This is a genomic window from Psychrobacter sp. WY6 (assembly GCF_018448495.1).
GTDB lineage: Bacteria > Pseudomonadota > Gammaproteobacteria > Pseudomonadales > Moraxellaceae > Psychrobacter.
Genome location: NZ_CP049902.1, coordinates 2,949,617 through 2,968,553, shown reverse-complemented (window position 1 = coordinate 2,968,553; position 18,937 = coordinate 2,949,617). Strand labels below are relative to the sequence as shown.

Genomic DNA, 18,937 nt, shown 5'->3' with positions numbered 1-18,937 from the left:
CCAATCAATATATCAGCATAATGATCGATATATTGGTCATGCTCTATGCAGTATTAAACTCCATTTCATTTGCTACTCAAATTTTGACAATGCGGTAGCAGTCGATAAATTCTCATCAAAGAATTTATAAAAAAAGGAGAACTGCAATAACAGTTCTCCTTTTATCAAATCTTATCCACTGATGCTATGACAACCATCTTTAACTATTAGTTAGCCGTCGTTTCTATAGTGGTTGCTATTTGAGTAGCGGTTGGTGCTTTAGCAGCAGGTTGAGGGGTTTTATCTGATAATGAGTAAACATAAGCTGCAAGTAGCATAATACGCTCATTACCCAGTTTGGTTTCCCACTCAGGCATCACACCAGCACGACCATAACGTAAGGTTTCGCGGATGGTCTCACGATCACCACCATATAACCAAATGTTATCTGTCAAGTTTGGCGCGCCAGTAGAAGTCATACCTTTGGCATCTGCACCATGACAAAGTACACAGTTAGTCGGCTCATTAAAGATGGCCTCACCTTGAGCGACTTGAGCTTTATCAAGCTCGTAACCAGGTTGGTTGCCAGATATTGATAGCACGTATTCAGATACCGCACGTACCCCATCTTCACCGATTTGATCACGCCATGCAGCCATACCACCAACTCGACCTTATGTAGCGTGGTCAAATGTTTGACGCTTCTCCGCCATATAACCAGTCATTGTCAGTTAGATTTGGATAGCCTATCGCACCTTTGGCGTTAGAGCCATGACAGACCGCACAGTTCTGTAAGAACAAACGACTACCAACTTTTAAAGCATTCCGGTTTTCTGAAAGCTTTTCTACATAAGGGGATAGTTCTGCAGTTTTCTTGTCAATTTGATCTTGCAGATCTGCTGGTGGTGTTTCACTGCGGCGCATCGTTGCCTGTAACTCAGCAAGTGCCGCTAAGGTCTCTGTCGCACCACTAGCATCCGCTTTTGCTAAAATATTTTTCTCAAAGTTATCCGTAAATACTTTGTTATTACTCTCAAGTTCGCTATATAGCTCGTTCTTAGAGGTCCACGGTACAATTTCGCCATCGACTTCTACAGTGGCAATACCTTCCCATTTTGATGGGAAAATACCTGGGAAAAATACCCAATAGGCAACACCCCAAGCAATAGAGCCAAAAAATATCACGAGCCACCATTTAGGCAATGGCTTGTCGTACTCTTTGATACCATCATAAGCGTGGCCTGTCGTACCGTCATCTTCTAGTTCTGGCTTGTACTTCAATACCATTAGTAAGACACCGAGGATAGCAGCCCAACACATGATACTTAGTATGGTAATCCAAGAACTCCAAAAAAATGTCATCGTTTATCCTTATTGCGCTGCTCTTCAGACAGAGATTTTATATCCTCGTCATCAAGCGCAAGTTGTGCATCTTCTTCGAAGCGTTTTTTGTTTTTTGGCGAATACGCCCACCATGCAACACCTACGAAGGCAACAAAGGCAGAAACGGTCGCAATTGTTTGTAATTCACCAATACCCATTAGCGCTGTCCTTCCATCGCGGTGCCCAGTTGCTGTAGATAAGCAACCAAAGCATCAAGTTCAGTGGCACCAAGTACAGCATCTGGTGCTCCTTCGATATCTTCTTCAGTGTAAGGTACACCAAAGCGATCACGGAATAGACGCATTTTAGTTTGAACGTTTTCACCATTCACTTCGTTGGTAGCAAGCCACGGGAAACCAGGCATTACTGATTCAGGTACTAGTGAACGTGGCGCAATTAAATGCTGCTTTTGCCAGTCTTCAGAATACGACCGCCAACACTGCCAGATCAGGTCCAGTACGTTTTGAACCCCATAAGAATGGGTGATCCCACGTAGATTCAGCAGCACGTGAGTAAGGTCCATAACGTTCAACTTCAGCACGTAGTGGACGAATCATCTGAGTATGACATACGTGACAACCTTCACGAATATAATGTCACGACCCTCAATTCTAGTGCAGTCCATGGCTCCATAGAGGCAGGGGAGCATTCACCCCACCTTCTTCAGGACCCTTGTTGTCATATATCAATGGTACGATTTCAACTAGCGTTGCAAAGCTAATAGCAATAACGATACCGATAACCAACAAGCCTGTATTTTTTTCAATAATTTCATGCGGTGTACCAGACATGATCGCTCCTTATACGTTAGCTGCTGAAGGTTTATCAACACTAGGTTCATGATCAGTAGGATCTGCGATATCGACAGGCTTACCTTCTGGCATTTTAAGTGTCTTATAAACGTTATATGCCATCACAAACATACCCGATACATACAAGAAGCCACCAAGCACGACCAATATATGGGAAATGTGAGAACTCAACTGTATCAACGAAGCTATATACCAATGTACCGTCTGGATTAGTAGCCAGCCACATCATGCCTTGGCCAATACCTGAAATCCACATAGATACGATATAGAAAATAGTACCCGCTGTCGCCAACCAAAAATGCGTGGTGATTAAGCTGATAGAATACATCTTAGGTTTGTTATAAATACGTGGTAACAGTACATATAGCGAACCAATGGTAATCATACCTACCCAACCAAGTGCACCTGAGTGTACGTGACCGACTGTCCAATCCGTATTATGCGATAACGCATTCACTGTCTTAATCGACATCATCGGGCCTTCGAACGTCGACATCGCATAGAACGACAATGCCACAATCATAAAGCGAATGATCGGATCGGTACGTAATTTATCCCAGCTGCCCGATAGTGTTAGCACACCGTTAATCATACCACCCCAAGATGGCGCAAACAGGATGATTGAGAATACCATTGCTAGAGACTGCGTCCAATCTGGAAGCGCTGAATAATGCAAATGGTGACCACCAGCCCACATATATGACGCAATAAGTGCCCAAAAGTGAACGATAGACAAACGATAAGAATAAATAGGACGACCAATCTGTACTGGAACGAAGTAATACATCATTCCTAAGAAAGCTGCCGTTAGATAAAAACCTACCGCGTTATGTCCGTACCACCACTGCACCATCGCATCGGTCGCACCGCCAAATAACGAGTAAGACTTAAATGCGCTAACAGGAATCGCCATGCTGTTTACGATATGCAGTAATGCAATCGTAATAATAAGGCTGCAAAGAACCAGTTAGCCACATAAATATGTGAGGTTTTACGTTTGATGAGCGTACCGAAGAAAACAATGGCATAAGAGATCCATACCAAGGCAATCAAAATATCGATGGGCCACTCAAGCTCAGCGTATTCCTTGGTCGATGTTAAACCTAAAGGTAGGGTAATAACCGCTGATACGATAACGGCTTGCCAACCCCAAAAGGTAAACCAAGCTAAATAAGGAGCAAATAACCTTGTCTTACAGGTGCGCTGAACATATAGTAAGACGTTGCGAACAGGGCAGAGCCCCGAACGCAAAAATGACCGCATTGGTATGTAGCGGTCTTAAACGACTAAATGTCAGCCATGGAATGTCAAAGTTAAGTGATGGCCATGCTAACTGTGAAGCAATGAACACACCAATACTCATGCCGACGATGCCCCATACCACGGCCATTATCGTAAAGAATCTTACGATAGTAATTTCGTACTCACGGTCAACTGGGGCGACTGCTGTGTTTTGTAAACTCATTGGATGATTCCTTTACAGCCCGAATTATCAACAGAATTAACTAACTCTCCGCGCTATCTGCATCATAAAAGTAATAGTCAGATAAAAATAGAATCGCGGCACATGCTGTTTTTTGTCTCGCTTATCACCATAATATTATTAACTATCAATCTAAGCTTTCACTTTGTATCAGCTGGTATTGAGGCATAAAGGCGTTTTAAACGCACGACACTCACAGCTGGTCGATAGTAGGATTGTTAATAAATCATTAAGGTGAATAAGAAGATGCGCCGTTTTTGAGCATCAAACATCTAAAGAGGTGAAGTATTTATCTTAATTATTACCAAAAATTCTGTACTAATGAAGATAGATACCAATATCCATAGGGCCATAAAAATGTACTGACCATAGACGTATGCTAGCGGCGGCTGACAAAAAAACATGTTTGCGTAATGTTTAGTTAAAACTCCCGACTCTGTTTAAGGGTATTGTAACGCAATCCTAATCAAATATCATCAGAACTATGCGGCAAAATACAAACTCTTTGGTAAAAATCTTAGCAAGCAACTTATTATAGCTATGCAATTTGTCTATTTTACCCAATTTTATCACGATTCTAGGAATACATTTTGGTGATAGAGGGACAGTAATTACTACGCTTAGATATCATGACCAGCAGCATTTTTGTAACAATGGCCGCATGAGCACTCTAAATAAGTTTTACTTATCAGCAAGTCGACCCTTATAATGAGGCTAAATATAAGTGATGATAGCAGTTTTCATACTGCTATTATGAGCAACTATTTTATCACTTGATATCCAGTCAGGCGAGTGAGCCAAACAACGGTAGCCTGAAATAACATCAATTAAGGACAATAATATGGCAGTTTTTTTGACAGATGAGTGGTTTGAGCAAGTTGAGCAAATGGGTAATGAGGCAGGCGAGCTAAATTTGCCGCCAGCACTGGCGAATATGATCGTCAATCTAAAAGTATCTGACACTGAGCAAGACATCGAAGCGAACTTTGCAAACGGTTTATTGCATCGCGGCTTGAACGATGCCGCGACAACTACCTTGTTGCTTGACCGCAGTATCTTGCAATCAATTATCACTGATTTCGATACCAATGAAATTATGGGTGCCTTTATGGGTGGTAAAATTCGCGTTGAAGGCGATATGTCACAACTGATGGCAGTACAAACGGCACGCCCAAGTGCTGAACAAAAAGAGCTATATACTCGTATCAAATCAATGACGACCATGGCTTAATTTCATATTTTCAGGGTTTTATCCCGACGATTGTAAGAAGACAAAAAGCCCCTAATGCTTATTAGGGCTTTTTATTTGATGATACATTTAATGGTCATTATTAAAAGTAGCTGATGACTCGTAAAGTAGTTAACTGGCTTTTGATTGCTGCGCCGCACTTTGCTGGTTTTCTTTATAGATGGCAGCTTGTAGCCAGACGTTCGCTTGTACGTAGTCATGCACTTTAATAGAAGCCGTCTCTGGCGTGTTGAGCGCACCGATACGAATCACGAAAGGATCGGCATCTTGTTCGCGTAGTATCACGACATCAAACAGAATAATGGATTATCATTAAATGTTGTTTGCTTGCTTGCCGAGCACCTGACCTTGGCACCATGCTTCATCTTCTTGTCCCAAAGTATCACCAAATAGATAGGCACACATGTGACCTAAGTTGATCTCAACTGGCGCCATTTGCGCTTTGGTCTCTGGTTTCCATTCTTTGATTTGCTCTTGCAGATCATCGGGTATTTTTCCATCATTGGCGGCAACGATGTCGTTAAATGCACGGTGGTAGCGGATCGCTTCTTGATCTTCAACCATGATGACTTCGTTTTGCTCACTTAGCTTAATCTCATGTGCCCAAGCGCTAAAGTTCACAAAGTAAGACGTGTCTCGCTGATATAAATGGTGATTGGTGGTGTAGAGCTGGTCAAAGGCGTAAATAATACTGCCATCAGCGGTACGCAAGCGTAATACAGCATCGTGTGAATTGTCATTGGCAATGATGCGCTCAATCTTACAATTGAGTCCATACGGGCTATCGACACAAGGATAAGCATTGATAAAGCATTCAGGCTTGCCATTTTTCATGGCTAATACTTGATTGATATGACAAGGCTGATTTTCAGACAGCAATAGGCAGCTGTCTTGAGCGCTGACATTGCTATTGAGGCCTTTAGGCATGGCCGCCTTTTCGATCATTTTTTGTAGCCATTCTGGCACGTCATGACTCATGTCATCGGTCAGAATACTCCAATGATCGGCGTGACCTGCAGATTGCTCATCAGTCATGGTGATTTTGGTGGGAGATTGGACGTTTTTTATTGATAATTAATGGTCATGAAGATACTCAAAATTAGTCAGCGTGAGGTTTGGACCTGAAACGGCTATTGCTGGCTATCATAAGGCTCTATTTAACACGATAGATTTATGATAGTTGGCAACGTTGTCATCAGTAAAGGGTCAACAAACAACAATGAAATGAATGGTTAATGACAATTGTCCTTAGCATACAATATATAGGTATTGACGCAAGTAATAGCAAGCCCCTCATAAAAAATAGTAACAAAAGCCAGTTTTTTATTAAAAAATACGCCCAGTTTTTGCTAATGACTGGCACATATCAGCCAAATTGTGTCAAACTAGCTCCCTTTTGACGGCTGTCTTTGGCTCGTCTGAAACCCTGTTTTTGTGTTCGATTTATATGTGACTATGGCAAGTGCAGGTGTGAGATGCATTTGCTGTTGCTCGTTTATAGTATATATAAAGTCGCACGTAGATAAGATAAAGAGTTTGAATATGTTTCGTCCTTTAGCGTTGTTTATCGGCTTACGATACACCCGAGCAGAGCGTAGTAATGGTTTTATCTCCTTTATCTCGCTTATCTCGATGATTGGTTTGACTCTTGGGGTTGCCGTATTGATCACGGTGCTATCAGTCATGAATGGTTTTGATCGGGAGTTAAAAACCCGTATTTTGGGTATGGTCCCGCAAGCAACGGTCGTTTCCACCGAGATTATCAGTGATTGGAAGCAATTGGCTGATAAAATTAAAGAAGATCCTGAAGTGGCAGCTGTAGCGCCCTTTATTCAACTGCAAGGGATGTTGACGTCAAACGGTCAGGTTGCAGGGATTATGGTCACTGGTGTCGATCCTGAATACGAAAAAGATGTCTCTATTATCAATGAACATATGGTTCAAGGCAGTATTGATACTTTACAAAGTGGTGAGTTCAATATTGTACTGGGTGAAGAGATGGTACAGTCTCTAGGGCTGCAACTGGGTGATAAAGTGACGCTAGTGCTGCCAGAGGCATCGCCTTCACCAGCTGGCGTGATACCACGATTCAAGCGCTTTACCTTGACAGGTATTTTTACCATCAGTCCAGAAGTGGATAGCCTCATGGCATTTATCCCGATGGGTGATGCGGCAAAACTGTTGCGTCTGCCAGATGGCGCGCAGGGTGTGCGTATGAAGCTCAATGACATCTTTACCGCGCCGATGGCAGCAGAAAAAGCCGCCGCTATTGCCCCTCAGCAGTTGTATCCTAATGATTGGACACAAACGCATGGCAACCTATTTGGTGCGATTCAAATGGAAAAAGCCATGGTCGGCTTGCTGCTATTTTTAATTATCCTAGTGGCTTCAATATTGTTTCCAGCCTAGTGATGCTCGTTACCGACAAAAAAGCGGACATTGCGATTCTAAAAACTTTTGGTGCGTCTCCTCGTTTGATTACCCAAGTGTTTATGGTGCAGGGTGTGGTCATCGGTGTGATTGGTACGATTGCTGGTACGATACTGGGCGTGATATTTGCGCTTACAGTGAGTGATATTTTAGGCTTTATTAATCAAGTCTTTAATTTGAACTTGTTTGATGCGTATTTTGTTAATTATTTGCCATCAGAGTTGCGTGTACTAGATGTAGTATTGATTACAGGTGCGTCTTTCGTACTGAGCTTTTTGGCAACTATTTATCCAGCACGCCGAGCGGCTAAGATTCAGCCAGCACAGACGTTACGTTATGAATAAATGATTTTATATGCCGCTTAAGTTTTTATATACAGTTTAAGTTATTACCAATGCTTGTTAGGTAAAATTAATTTTAGTGCAAGTTTAGGCTGATAAATTGTATGTAGCGCTGAATAAAGCATCAATACCAGTATAAATAGAATAAAGGAAAAGCCATGTCTGCCATTTTAGAGGCGAAAAATATCAACAAGATATATGATGAAGGGGCGGTTAGTACGCAAGTACTGACTGGCTTGGATTTGACCGTCCATGCTGGCGAGCGCATCGCCATCGTTGGCACCAGTGGTTCAGGCAAGAGCACTTTGCTACACTTACTTGGTGGTCTTGATACGCCAACCAGCGGTGAGGTCTGGCTACATGGTCAATTGTTAAATAGCATGAATGAAACTGAGCGCGGTGCCATGCGTAACAAGCATCTGGGATTTATTTATCAGTTTCATCACTTATTAGCCGAATTTACTGCCATTGAAAACGTTGCGATGCCGTTATTGATGCGACCAGAGGTCTCAACGACTTCAGCAAGAGAGCAAGCAATTGCGATACTAGAAAGTGTCGGACTTGAGCATCGTTTGGCGCATAGACCTGGTGAGCTATCGGGGGGCGAGCGCCAGCGTGTGGCTATTGCCCGTGCTTTGGTTACGAAGCCGTCGCTTATTTTGGCAGACGAGCCAACTGGTAATTTGGACTATGACAATGCGCAAAGCGTGTTTGGATTATTATCAGAGCTGCAAAATACCATGCAAACCGCACTATTAATGGTGACACATGATCGCAATCTAGCGGCGCTGGCGGATCGTCAGTTATTGCTACGTAATGGTCATTGGGAGCAGTATTAACTGTTTTTTAACGCTGCATTTTTTAACGTTTTATTTTTAATAGCGTAAATGGTTATGGTTGCTAAGTAGTAGGGTGTGTCCTGATTTAAGTCAATTGATATCTACATGGGCTAAAATTTGTCAAACGTCGTTGAACTGAACTGCTGATTAATATCACTATGATCTGTGTTATTTCTCTTGTTTAACGGCAATTTGTCTTGCTTTTATCATCATTATTAAATGAGGATATACCCTAGAACGACAAGATTTATGTTCAACAGACCCTAAGTTTTAATAAAAATAAACGCAAAATGGGGCTGCAAAATGCCACCAATTATTAAAGAAGCACTATTATGATGGATAGAGATGACGACCCAATCGCTGCTTTTGGCAGTGCCGAAGAAGGCAATGAACCGTTAAAACCCTATATGGATGTGACGTTATTCGAGACAATTGATAAACAGGCACAAATAGATCTATTAACACCCGTTTTTGATGCCATTACTTTGGCTGGTGTTGATTATGATCTAAAAGCTCAAGACAGTGCAACGGGAAAACGCTATACATTGCTTAGAGATGAAAAAGTGGTTGAAGTTTTCGTGATGGACACTAGCCTTACGGACAACATCCTTGCGGCCATAGAAAAGAATAAAGAAGCAGAATGATGGGTATCAACAAAGAAAATGACTTTTGTTTTTAAGTCATAGCCAGCTTAAGGTGATATCGAGACATAGCATAGAATAATCGAGGGTAGATGGCAACCTAGATTGCTGGCGTTAGCGAATGGTTGACAGTAAAGGGTGGTTCGCTACGTTAAGGTTACTATGACTTGATAACAGCAGTATATATTATATTTTAGGCGATTTATCAGAAGGTTCTTTCTGACGTTTTTGCCAGCTCACGACGGTTTTATAGCGCCAAACCGCCTTAAATGCCAGTCCACAAACGATGCTGGTCACAATCGCTAATATCGTCAAGCCTATGCAAAAAGCAGCAATCGATACCGTACCGCGATAGGTAATAAATGGATTTGCACCATCTGACAGTGCCCATAAGCTAAAATCAGCAATCATCCTGCCGATAAGCCGCAGACTAATCATCGGTACGTCAAGGATTTTGGCACCGATATAATAGCCTGCATAAAAGATGGGCAAGCTCGTGAGTGGATTGGTAATCCAAGTCAAGCCGAGTGCCATGGGAACATTGGCACGAAAAATTAATGAGCCAACTAGAGCCAGTAGCATTTGCCCTGGCAATGGGAAAAATGCACTAAGCACCCCGATATAGACCGCTTTATTTAAGCTATGTCGATTAAAGTGCCATAATCGTGGATCAGCCAAATGCGGTGCGAACAGTTTTAAGGTGCGACTTTCTAAGATTTTCTCTGGCGTAGGAAGCAGGTCTTTCAGACGTTTTTGGGGCACAGGATCGCCTTTTGTAATCGTTAGCTACAGTCCGCTCAATCGCATTGATGGTCTGCTATAAAGTAATATTATTCATAAAGTGTACAGATGAGAATATATAGGATAATAATATCAGATTATCATCATCGCAATATGTCAGTCAGTATAGGGTAATAGTTATATAAATGCTATTGCATGACGTATCAGTTGTTGTTGCTGGTTTAAGTATCAATCTGTGTTTTGGTGTTTCGGTGCATTTTCGTCATATTAAGTGGCTATTTATCATAACAAATGGCTTTATTTAGGCAAAAACTAATATTCACCTCATCAAGCAAGGAGCGCTGGTGTACTGGTTGATTGGTAGCTTGATTATTATCGCCATGATGGGCGTTTTGGCGGTCGCAGATAGTATGGCGATACCCACTAGTTCATCGTTAATGGATATATTAAACACTCCCATCTTATTTTTGTCGCTCATTATTTTTGCTATTATCCTGATTGTTATTGCCCAGTTTAATGTACCTTTTGCAAAACCCAGCCATTTATCGCAACATACTGCTGGTCTCTCTTTACGTAATCCTTCATATAATATTTCACATAAATCTAAACTCTTCTTTCGTATTTTGACTCATGTTTTAGTTGCTGTATTGGCAATCGGATTAATCATTGGCAGTGCGCTGCAAGCCCTGATTAGCCATCAACAAGCAGAATTAACAGAAATCACTGAGCCAATGCGTGTACAAGCATTAGTCACCATCGAAGGAATAAGTGACAGCGTTTATGACGTCGCCACGGACAGTGGCTATCGACAAGTTGCTGTCATTAGTGATATATCACCCTTGGTGTCGGCGTTGGCGGTTGAAGATTTAGATGCTATGACCAGTAACTTTCTAATAGAAAAATAATAGCCTAAGCAATAGCAACTTATACGAAAATAACTCAAATAACAATAACGGTAAGAATGTCACGTACCGTGTATTGCTCAATGGTTATCCAAAAAATCCATCAAAACAATCATCCAAGAAAAATTTGGACAGCAATCCGTTTGACCGCTTAAATTATTTACAACCTGGCGATCAGCTGTTTATGAGTTTAGCCCTTGCACCACTGGCGACCTCTGAGCAAGCGTTGAGCAATCCATCTGGTTTTGACAGTTATCGCTGGCTGCGAGGTCGTCATATTGATGGAGTCGCTAATATATTGACCGTTGGCACATCAAATGTCACCAATACTGAGGTATCAAAGCCAGCGTTTGCCTCTTCTTCATATCTGCAGCGTTTTCAGACTTATATCAACCAAGGACGTTGGCAATTACGCCAGCATTTTTATCAAGATTGGTCGACACAGACCACAGCAGCGCAACAGGCAAAAGCGGTCACTTTAAGTTTGCTCACAGGTGATCGCAGTTTAATCAATCGTGAGACCAAAGATCTATATCAACTGGCTGGTATTTCACATTTGCTGGCTATCTCTGGCACTCATGTATTGTTTTTAGCGATTATGCTGGCAGGTGCGGCGGTGTTGCTTTTTGATCGGTTATGGCCAAGGATTTATCGTTATGTACCGCGTTGGCAAGTGCGCTGGTGGGTGATGATCGCTGCTGCTTTTATTTATGCGCTATTTACTGGTTTTGATGTACCCGCTGCTCGTACCGCATGGATGTTATTCGCGATAGGTTTGGTACGTTTAACATTATTGCCGGTTAGTACGATGCGGGTGTTGTTTGCTTTGGCAGTGTTGATGGCATGGCTTGATCCCTACGTATTATGGCAGGCAGGGTACTGGCTATCTTTTATCGCAGTGGCATTACTCCTTAAATATGATGATACGTCATATACGCAATCAGCTGTCGTATCAGAAACGGCATCTGCTCATAATGCCAGTGTAGTAAATACTGCATTCAAGCATATTTGGATAATAGGCAAACGTGTATTCAAATTACAATTTTGGCTATTTATTACTTTATTACCTATTACATTGTTATTATTTGGCAAGGCGTCGCTGTGGGGTCTTATCATCAATCTGTTTGCTATCGGTTTATTTGGTTGGGTGATTGTGCCACTTAATCTATTGGCAGGGCTGTGCTATCTTTTATCACCTGCTATTGCTGATAGTATTTGGCGGCTCGTTAGCGCCATTGTCGCGAAATTGCATGAACTGATAACGTGGTTAACCTCATTACCAGCATTGTCAGAAGCGTGGCTTTATACCCCTATGAATGTCGCCATATTGCTGATGGTACTATTAAGTATGTTGCCATGGCTACTACCACGAGGATTTATCAGTCGTTGGCTGGCACTGCCGCCGCTCACCTTATTAATGATGACGGTATATGCCAATCAGCAATCACTAACGACGATACCGACCTTGTATATCTTACCAACGGGTGATCCCTATATAAGCGCTGCTTTGTTGCAGTATCCTGTTGTCAATAATGAGCAGCCATCCACAACAAATACGCATAAGACAAACATCAGCTGGCTATTTTTATCTGACCACAGACCCAATGCCGCACGAACGATGCCCAGTAATCTAATGGCGAATAAGCTGTCGATGACATTAGCGCAGCAGCTGGGTAGCTTGTCAGTTGATACACTAGGGGTATGGTTGTGCAGAGTAGTAGTGTTGGATTGACGGATACGCTTACTACTGACAAGAAGTATTTAGCTTCTAATGATTCTGCGCTGTTGCCTTTGACGGTTTTTCAGCTTAATCAGCATTTACCTATTAGTCAGTATTGGCAAGCAGGGCGCTCTGATCGTTGGTCTGCATTTCAGCAAGCCTATAAAGTCAGCAGCCAACCCAAGGACATGGCGAATATTAGTGTGCAACGCTGTGAACAAGGCAAAACGTGGCAGTTGGGCAATGGTGACTTGTCCATACAAGCATTGACAGGGTGGAGCAAAATAGACAGTCCGAGTGTTTGGGATTGTACGGTGGCTATAGATGCCAGCTTGCCCATAAGGGTGTTAAAGTACAATGCGGCTGATCCACTCAAATCAACACCTGCCACTGCGCAGACACTCACATCAAGTAGCCAGCTACCGACTCATCAAGCCAATATGCCTCAGGCACGTCTGATATTAAATGCAGATACCCATCAGCGTATCTGGCAAATGTGGACATTGTTATGTCCAGTTGAAATACCTGAGCAACCACGCCCTTTTCGTAATGTGACATGGCTAGGACATAGCACATCACAGATAACTAACGATGTGATAAATCATCAAACCATCAATGAAATGATCACTTATGATGACAAAATGCCAGAAGCAACGTTGTTTCTCAATGCGGCAGTAGATACTACCAATATGACGCCATAAAAATATCGCTTATCTAATCAATGTTACAATATAGTGATATTTCCCAGTTATACTATTGAACCATGATTGAAATACCACCATACTTAGCAGCCTATGAATATAGATGACTGTGACCGTATTTGGAGTGAGAAGCAGCTCCTTATTACTGACTGTATTTCTATCTTCTCTTTTTATTGCTTTAGACTGTTTCTGACTTAGGAAGTTATATGCCCAACTGGCCACCAGACCCTAACAAACGTCCTGACAATTCGGCAAATCAGCCAGTACCGATGTCGCCGCCAAGCCAGCCGAGTGGACAAGAATGGCGATTGCTTGAAAACACTTTATTGGCTAGTGTGGTCGAGCAACGCCGCGCCCGTCGCTGGAGTATCTTTTTTAAACTATTGACCTTTGGTTATATTTTACTGATATTTCTGACGCTTGGTCGTAGTTGCAGCAGCAGCGCGCCAACGGGTTTAGATGGTGTTGACACGAGCAAGCCGCATTTAGCTGTGGTTGAGCTACAAGGTGTCATTAGTAGTGGCGATGTGGCCAACGCTTATGATGTCAATGAAGCATTGACTCGTGCTTTTGAAAATAGCAATTCAAAGGCGGTAGCATTGGATATCAATTCACCTGGTGGCTCACCAGTACAGTCTGATGAGATTTGGCAGACTATGATGGATTTGCGTAAAGAATATCCAGACAAAAAACTCTATGCAGTGATTGGTGATATGGGTGCTTCTGGCGCATATTATATTGCTTCTGCGGCGGATGAGATTTATGTGAACCCATCAAGTTTGGTTGGCTCTATCGGCGTGATTATGCCAAGCTATAACATCAAAGGTTTGATGGATAAAGTCGGCGTAGAAGATCGTACGATTACTGCTGGTGAATACAAAGACATCTTAAGTTTGTCACGTCCGTTAACGGACTATGAAGAAAAACATGTCGAAAAAGTATTGGACAACACCCACAAGCATTTCATTAATGCAGTGAAAGAAGGGCGCGGTGATCGTCTCAAAAATCCTGAACAAAATAAGCTGTTCTCAGGATTATTCTGGACAGGCGAGCAGTCGATTGAGCTTGGCTTAGCCGATAAGAAAGGCAGCATCGCTAGCTTAGAAAAGCAGTTAGAGCTGGATAATGTCATCAATTATAGCCCAACAGATCCGTTCCAATTATTCATGGACCGCTTTGCTGTTAAATTGGGTGCGGGCATTGGATCTAGTGTCAGCCTTGATGTTTTACCGCAAGAAGAAGGTAATGCGCAGATGCGTTAAGCGTTTTATGTTTGAGATTTACTGTGTATGATTGTTGAGGCTGAGCGTATGATTATGCTCAGCCTCAATTGTATATGAGATTCAATGGTTATAAAAAATACCCTAAATAGCGACTTAAATCGAAGAGAACTTGTCATGAGTGATGAAATTAATTTGCCAACTTTTACTGTTACCTGTCTCTACAATAACCAACAAACCTGTCCTGCATTTTGCTCATGCAAATGGGATGCCAAGTGCGGTTTATCAACCATTTTTTGAGAAGTTAGCAGAATTTTTTACCATTGAATATATTGCCATGCTGGGTGCAACGCCTGATTATCCAGTCGATGACCATTGGCGTAGCCTTACACAGCAGATTATTGATAGTGTCAAAAATACCTGTGAGAAGCATGGCGTGACGCAAGTAGTGGCAGTGGGTCATTCGCTGGGTGCGATGTGTACATTGCAGGCATTGTATCGTGCGCCGCAGTACTTTGCCCAAGCGGTACTCATGGATCCACCTTGGATTTATGGCAAAGTGAGCTTGCTATGGCATTTGGCAAAGACGGCGGATAGATTGCCGATGATGAATAACCGCCTGATGGATAAATTGTCACCAGCTGGCGTGTCTAAGCATCGCCGTGATGTCTGGGAGAGCCGCGCAGATGCGTACGATAAGATGCGGCATAAAGGCTTTTTCAAAAACTTTGATGAACGCAGTTTTCAAGGCTATATCGAGCATGGGCTACACGAACGTGCGGATGGCAAAGTGACATTGGCGATTCCGAAAGCCAGTGAGGTCGCTGTCTTTCGCACCAATCCATCTTGGTATTGGCTGGCACCAAATCATGGACCAAAGCCGCCTGTTACTTTGATTATCGGTCAAGACAGTATCTTTTTAAAACGCCGATTTCCGCAACAAATAAAGTCGCGTTTGAATATTCCTTATGAGACCCATGCCGGTGGTCATATGTTTCCACTTGAGTATCCAGAGTCGGTCTCTCAGCAAGTATTATCATTGATTGAGCAGCAACTACCAACATAATCGCTGATGACTATTTCTGCTCATTATTGCTTATGCTAGGGCGTGTCCTCATTTTAAAAATGGTCATAAAAATGAGATAAATTGCCGTCAAACAAGGAAAGTAGCGCAAATAATATCGAGATATCGAGATATCGAGATATTGATAAGCTATTTAACGATGTTTGGCAAAATTTAGCCATTTTTAACTCATTTAGAGGATAATCGATTGAATTGAGGACACGCCCTAGATGCGAGCTAACAAAATATCCGTTTGAGTAATGACTTTATGCTAAAAAATGCTACTGGTTCGCACAATCTTAATACGCCGCCTAAGCGCACGCCGCTATTTTCAAGGTTGGGTGTCTTTCTACTGACTGTTGGTATGCTGATGGCATTTTTATCAGTCAGCTGCTAGGCGTGTATATCGCTGGCAAGCTAGTCTTACCAGCTTCTAAAAATTCAACCATGGCTGATATCTTCTTTTTTGGTAGTAACGATGGCACCGTGGTCAGCCTCTATATTATTATAGGCTGCGTGTTATTGATCGCTATTAGCCTTTTGGTGATCCATGTAAGAAGCGGCGATAGTCGGCAGTATTTAGCGCTAAAGCCGTTCTCATTTGCGGTGGGTATGGGATTGCTTGGGCTGCTATTGATATTTATGATTGGCAGTCAGGCATTGACTTATTTACTTGATAAATCGCCATTGCTCTTCGTTGACCCTTTTATCAGTCTGTCAGCTCAGTATGGCTGTTGATATTTGCAATGGTCATTGTCGCGCCAATCTATGAAGAGCTGATATTTCGTGGTCTATTATGGTCAGCGATCGCAGAGCAATTTACTTCGTCAACTTATTCAAAGCATCGAGGGGCGATCGTAGCAAGTGTCGTGACCAGCTTGATATTTGCAGTGATCCATGTGCAGTATGGTATTTATGAAATCAGTACCATCGTGGTACTGGCATTGATATTTTGCTACGCGCGTATCAAGTCAGGCTCGCTGTTGCTGCCGATATTATTGCATATTGTGAATAATGGGGCGGCGATGTGGCAATATATTGCGCAAACCGCCTAAATAAATAATGGCTATTTCGGCATCATTACACTTTTATAGCTGTCATAATGATGGATTTTCTTAAGCATCAGGATTTAGTAGTAACACCTCATCCGCTGCTCGTTTGATATCGTCGATTGTTAGCTGAGGTTTACCACTTAATGCCTGTCGCCATTTGCGCGCACCCGTCAGTCCTTGAAACAACCCTAAATAATGTCTTGTCATCGTTGGCAGTGCTTCACCTTTAGCAATCTGCGCCTCCATATACGGATACAGCTGCGCTAAAATATCTGAACGCTTAGGTGCTGGTTCGTTCCATAAGCTATTGGTTTCTGCTAATAGGTAAGGGTTGTGATAAAACGCGCGACCAATCATCACGCCATCCACATGCTGCAAATGTGCTTCGATGTCTTTAACAGTATCGATGCCGCCATTAATCTCGATATCGAATTGTGGAAAGTCTTGTTTGAGACGATAGACATCCTCATAACGTAGCGGTGGTATCTCGCGATTTTGCTTGGGGCTAAGCCCCTGTAGCCATGCAGTACGTGCATGGACAATAAAGCGTGTACAACCCGCTGCTGCCACTTTTTCTACAAAATCTACCATAAACTCATAACTGTCAAAATCATCGATACCAATACGATGCTTGACGGTTACTGGGATATCGACCGCTGCTTGCATGTGTTTGACCAAATCAGCGACCGTATTAGGCTCAGCCATCAAACACGCACCTATTTATTATTCTGTACGCGATCAGAGGGACAACCAACATTGATATTGACCTCATCATAGCCATATTGCTGAGCAAATTCAGCACATTGCGTCATCTCGCTAATATCTGCTCCGCCCAACTGTAGTACCAGCGGATGCTCAAGCGTATCAAAGCGCAGATGCCGTGCACGATTGCCATGTATCAGCGCGCCCGTACTGATCATCTCGGTGTACAAATAAACATGCGGATTAAAAAGCCGAGCAAAATAACGATAGTCCGTCGTTGTCCAGTCGATCATGGGTGCGACTGAGAGTCGTTTGTTGGTCATATCAACCATGGTTTTGAGCCTTATATTTTATAATATTGGTGTCTTAAATAAATGAACAAGGTGCAATGTATGAGACATACGATTGCACCTTAATTTTATAATTTCAATCGTTATGCAGATAATAGGCAGCTACCTACTAGCTAAATAATGTGGTCGATTTTTTTGAATTCAGGCAAATTATAAAAATAAATACCCATTATGCCGATAAAACCGATAAATACAATGTAGAGCGCTGGTGAGAAACTCACATACAGAGTGGCATAACCTAGTCCAAAAGGCACAAGCACTCCAACAATACCGTAGGCGATATTATAACAAAAAGCCATTCCTGTTAGTCTTACATTGGTCGGAAATAACTGTACGAGGATGGCAGGTATCATCCCAACGATGCCAGCACAAAAGCCTAAAAGCGCATACATAATGAGGATGTAGTCACCGCTGGCTTGCAGATGGTAAAAAAAGGCAAACATCTGAGCGATCAAAAGAATAGAGCCAACCGTCAGAATCTTACCGAAGTTTTGGTGGTTGGATATTATCCCATAAAAAATACAACCAAAAACCATGAACACTATACCCAGACTGTGTGAGAATCCAAATAAATCGCTGTCTAAGGTAAAACGTAATTCAATCAAATCGGGTAGCAATAGCACAACCACAGTCGTGATGCTAGAAACAATAAGCGTGAGAACCATGCCGATAAATAGCGAATGTTTGCAATGCTTAAAGAGTAAATTGAAGGGTTTGGCAACATAATCGCTTGGTTTTGAGTTTTTCATTTCCAGAAAAAAGGGTGACTCATCTATCCATCGCCACGCCAATAATGGTAATAAACTCAGAATGGCCGCGATGAAAAATGGCAAGCGCCAGCCGTAATTAGCCAATTGCTCAGTCGTCATAGAATTGGTTAACCAAAGAAAAAAGGCATTAGAAAACAACACGCCTACATAAAAACTGGCAGTAACATAGCTACAAGATACTGACGAATATTGGCGCGGCACATGCTCTGCCACAAAAACCCAAGCGAGTGGCACATAAAGACCAAATGCCATGCCTTGTATCAGCCTCAAGACTATAAATAAGGTTGGTGCAATCAACCCCCATTGCCCATAGGTAGGTAAGCAAGCCATCGCCAACAAGCTGGCCGCCGTCACTAATATACTGATCAACAGTATCGGTTTTCGGCCTTTGATATCACCACGACCAAAGATGATACCGCCATGGGCGTGCCAAATAGCCAATTGCAAATAGACCAAGCCCTTGTACCTTTGTAATAGGTGGATCGATATTAGCAGGAAAAAAGCGGTCGCCATGATCTGCTAATATAAATACAAAAAAATCAAAAACGCGACTGCGCTG

11 protein-coding genes and 7 pseudogenes are annotated in these 18,937 nt (G+C 42.4%); 10 read left to right on the top strand and 8 right to left on the bottom strand.

Translation table 11 applies throughout. The features are described 5' to 3' along the window. Positions 1-206 precede the first annotated feature (206 nt). The 4 genes and pseudogenes from ccoP to ccoN all read right to left on the bottom strand — a co-directional run bounded on the left by ccoP (position 207) and on the right by ccoN (position 3,639). Positions 207-1,341: pseudogene (gene ccoP, locus G7Y90_RS19285) on the bottom strand (cytochrome-c oxidase, cbb3-type subunit III). Then, positions 1,338-1,520 carry a CcoQ/FixQ family Cbb3-type cytochrome c oxidase assembly chaperone gene (locus G7Y90_RS14810; protein ID WP_010199605.1) on the bottom strand — a complete coding sequence of 61 codons (183 nt, stop codon included), beginning with the start codon at positions 1,518-1,520 and terminating at the stop codon, positions 1,338-1,340. The pseudogene ccoP and the gene G7Y90_RS14810 overlap by 4 nt, the downstream one beginning before the upstream one ends. Further along, positions 1,520-2,153, bottom strand: a pseudogene (gene ccoO, locus G7Y90_RS14805) (cytochrome-c oxidase, cbb3-type subunit II). The gene G7Y90_RS14810 and the pseudogene ccoO overlap by 1 nt, the downstream one beginning before the upstream one ends. Before the next feature lie 9 nt (positions 2,154-2,162). Then, positions 2,163-3,639, bottom strand: a pseudogene (gene ccoN, locus G7Y90_RS14800) (cytochrome-c oxidase, cbb3-type subunit I). Positions 3,640-4,498: 859 nt separating this feature from the next. Here ccoN and G7Y90_RS14795 point away from each other — a divergent pair. After that, complete coding sequence (locus G7Y90_RS14795; RefSeq protein ID WP_055123882.1) at positions 4,499-4,888, top strand: hypothetical protein; 390 nt, start codon at positions 4,499-4,501, stop codon at positions 4,886-4,888. Positions 4,889-5,017: 129 nt separating this feature from the next. Here the strand turns inward: G7Y90_RS14795 and G7Y90_RS14790 are convergent. Next, positions 5,018-5,991, bottom strand: a pseudogene (locus G7Y90_RS14790) (hypothetical protein). 457 nt (positions 5,992-6,448) lie between these two features. Between G7Y90_RS14790 and G7Y90_RS14785 the strand changes: the two are divergent. The 3 genes and pseudogenes from G7Y90_RS14785 to G7Y90_RS14775 all read left to right on the top strand — a co-directional run bounded on the left by G7Y90_RS14785 (position 6,449) and on the right by G7Y90_RS14775 (position 9,160). After that, positions 6,449-7,680: pseudogene (locus G7Y90_RS14785) on the top strand (lipoprotein-releasing ABC transporter permease subunit). 155 nt (positions 7,681-7,835) lie between these two features. Further along, positions 7,836-8,516, top strand: coding sequence for a lipoprotein-releasing ABC transporter ATP-binding protein LolD (gene lolD, locus G7Y90_RS14780; RefSeq protein ID WP_045451357.1), 681 nt, complete (start codon positions 7,836-7,838; stop codon positions 8,514-8,516). 332 nt (positions 8,517-8,848) lie between these two features. Next, positions 8,849-9,160 (top strand): hypothetical protein, encoded by a 312-nt coding sequence (locus G7Y90_RS14775; protein WP_250162766.1) that lies wholly within the window; start codon positions 8,849-8,851, stop codon positions 9,158-9,160. A 183-nt stretch (positions 9,161-9,343) separates the two neighbouring features. Here the strand turns inward: G7Y90_RS14775 and G7Y90_RS14770 are convergent, their stop codons facing one another. Then, positions 9,344-9,919 (bottom strand): DUF2062 domain-containing protein, encoded by a 576-nt coding sequence (locus G7Y90_RS14770; protein WP_250162765.1) that lies wholly within the window; start codon positions 9,917-9,919, stop codon positions 9,344-9,346. Between the two features lie 323 nt (positions 9,920-10,242). On the opposite strand from G7Y90_RS14770, the gene G7Y90_RS14765 reads away from it, so the two are divergent. From G7Y90_RS14765 to G7Y90_RS14740, 6 genes and pseudogenes are all read left to right on the top strand, one after another. Then, positions 10,243-10,803 (top strand): hypothetical protein, encoded by a 561-nt coding sequence (locus G7Y90_RS14765; RefSeq protein ID WP_250162764.1) that lies wholly within the window; start codon positions 10,243-10,245, stop codon positions 10,801-10,803. A gap of 181 nt (positions 10,804-10,984) precedes the next feature. Further along, on the top strand, positions 10,985-12,532 hold the full coding sequence (locus tag G7Y90_RS14760) for a ComEC/Rec2 family competence protein (protein WP_250162763.1): 1,548 nt from the start codon (positions 10,985-10,987) through the stop codon (positions 12,530-12,532). Further along, positions 12,508-13,221, top strand: a complete 714-nt coding sequence (locus tag G7Y90_RS14755; protein ID WP_250162762.1) for a hypothetical protein — start codon at positions 12,508-12,510, stop codon at positions 13,219-13,221. Before G7Y90_RS14760 ends, G7Y90_RS14755 begins: the two co-directional genes overlap by 25 nt. Before the next feature lie 206 nt (positions 13,222-13,427). Beyond that, positions 13,428-14,483 (top strand): signal peptide peptidase SppA, encoded by a 1,056-nt coding sequence (gene sppA / locus G7Y90_RS14750; RefSeq protein WP_045451362.1) that lies wholly within the window; start codon positions 13,428-13,430, stop codon positions 14,481-14,483. A gap of 226 nt (positions 14,484-14,709) precedes the next feature. Next, entirely contained in the window at positions 14,710-15,507 is a 798-nt protein-coding gene (locus tag G7Y90_RS14745; RefSeq protein WP_250162761.1) for an alpha/beta hydrolase, read from the top strand. Positions 15,508-15,772: 265 nt separating this feature from the next. Continuing rightward, a pseudogene (locus tag G7Y90_RS14740) lies at positions 15,773-16,559 on the top strand (CPBP family intramembrane glutamic endopeptidase). A 60-nt stretch (positions 16,560-16,619) separates the two neighbouring features. Here the strand turns inward: G7Y90_RS14740 and dusA are convergent. Both dusA and G7Y90_RS14730 read right to left on the bottom strand, forming a co-directional pair. Then, a pseudogene (gene dusA / locus G7Y90_RS14735) lies at positions 16,620-17,590 on the bottom strand (tRNA dihydrouridine(20/20a) synthase DusA). Positions 17,591-17,721: 131 nt separating this feature from the next. After that, the gene (locus G7Y90_RS14730) at positions 17,722-18,834 is read right to left on the bottom strand and encodes an MFS transporter (RefSeq protein ID WP_250162760.1); all 1,113 of its coding nucleotides are present in this window, start codon (positions 18,832-18,834) and stop codon (positions 17,722-17,724) included. Positions 18,835-18,937 lie beyond the last annotated feature (103 nt).

What these genes read in the sequence shown, in the direction of transcription:
- G7Y90_RS14810 (WP_010199605.1), bottom strand. Translation starts at nt 1,520, where the DNA reads ATGGGTATTGGTGAATTACAAACAATTGCGACCGTTTCTGCCTTTGTT.
- G7Y90_RS14795 (WP_055123882.1), top strand. Translation starts at nt 4,499, where the DNA reads ATGGCAGTTTTTTTGACAGATGAGTGGTTTGAGCAAGTTGAGCAAATG.
- lolD (WP_045451357.1), top strand. Translation starts at nt 7,836, where the DNA reads ATGTCTGCCATTTTAGAGGCGAAAAATATCAACAAGATATATGATGAA.
- G7Y90_RS14775 (WP_250162766.1), top strand. Translation starts at nt 8,849, where the DNA reads ATGATGGATAGAGATGACGACCCAATCGCTGCTTTTGGCAGTGCCGAA.
- G7Y90_RS14760 (WP_250162763.1), top strand. Translation starts at nt 10,985, where the DNA reads ATGAGTTTAGCCCTTGCACCACTGGCGACCTCTGAGCAAGCGTTGAGC.
- sppA (WP_045451362.1), top strand. Translation starts at nt 13,428, where the DNA reads ATGCCCAACTGGCCACCAGACCCTAACAAACGTCCTGACAATTCGGCA.
- G7Y90_RS14745 (WP_250162761.1), top strand. Translation starts at nt 14,710, where the DNA reads ATGCCAAGTGCGGTTTATCAACCATTTTTTGAGAAGTTAGCAGAATTT.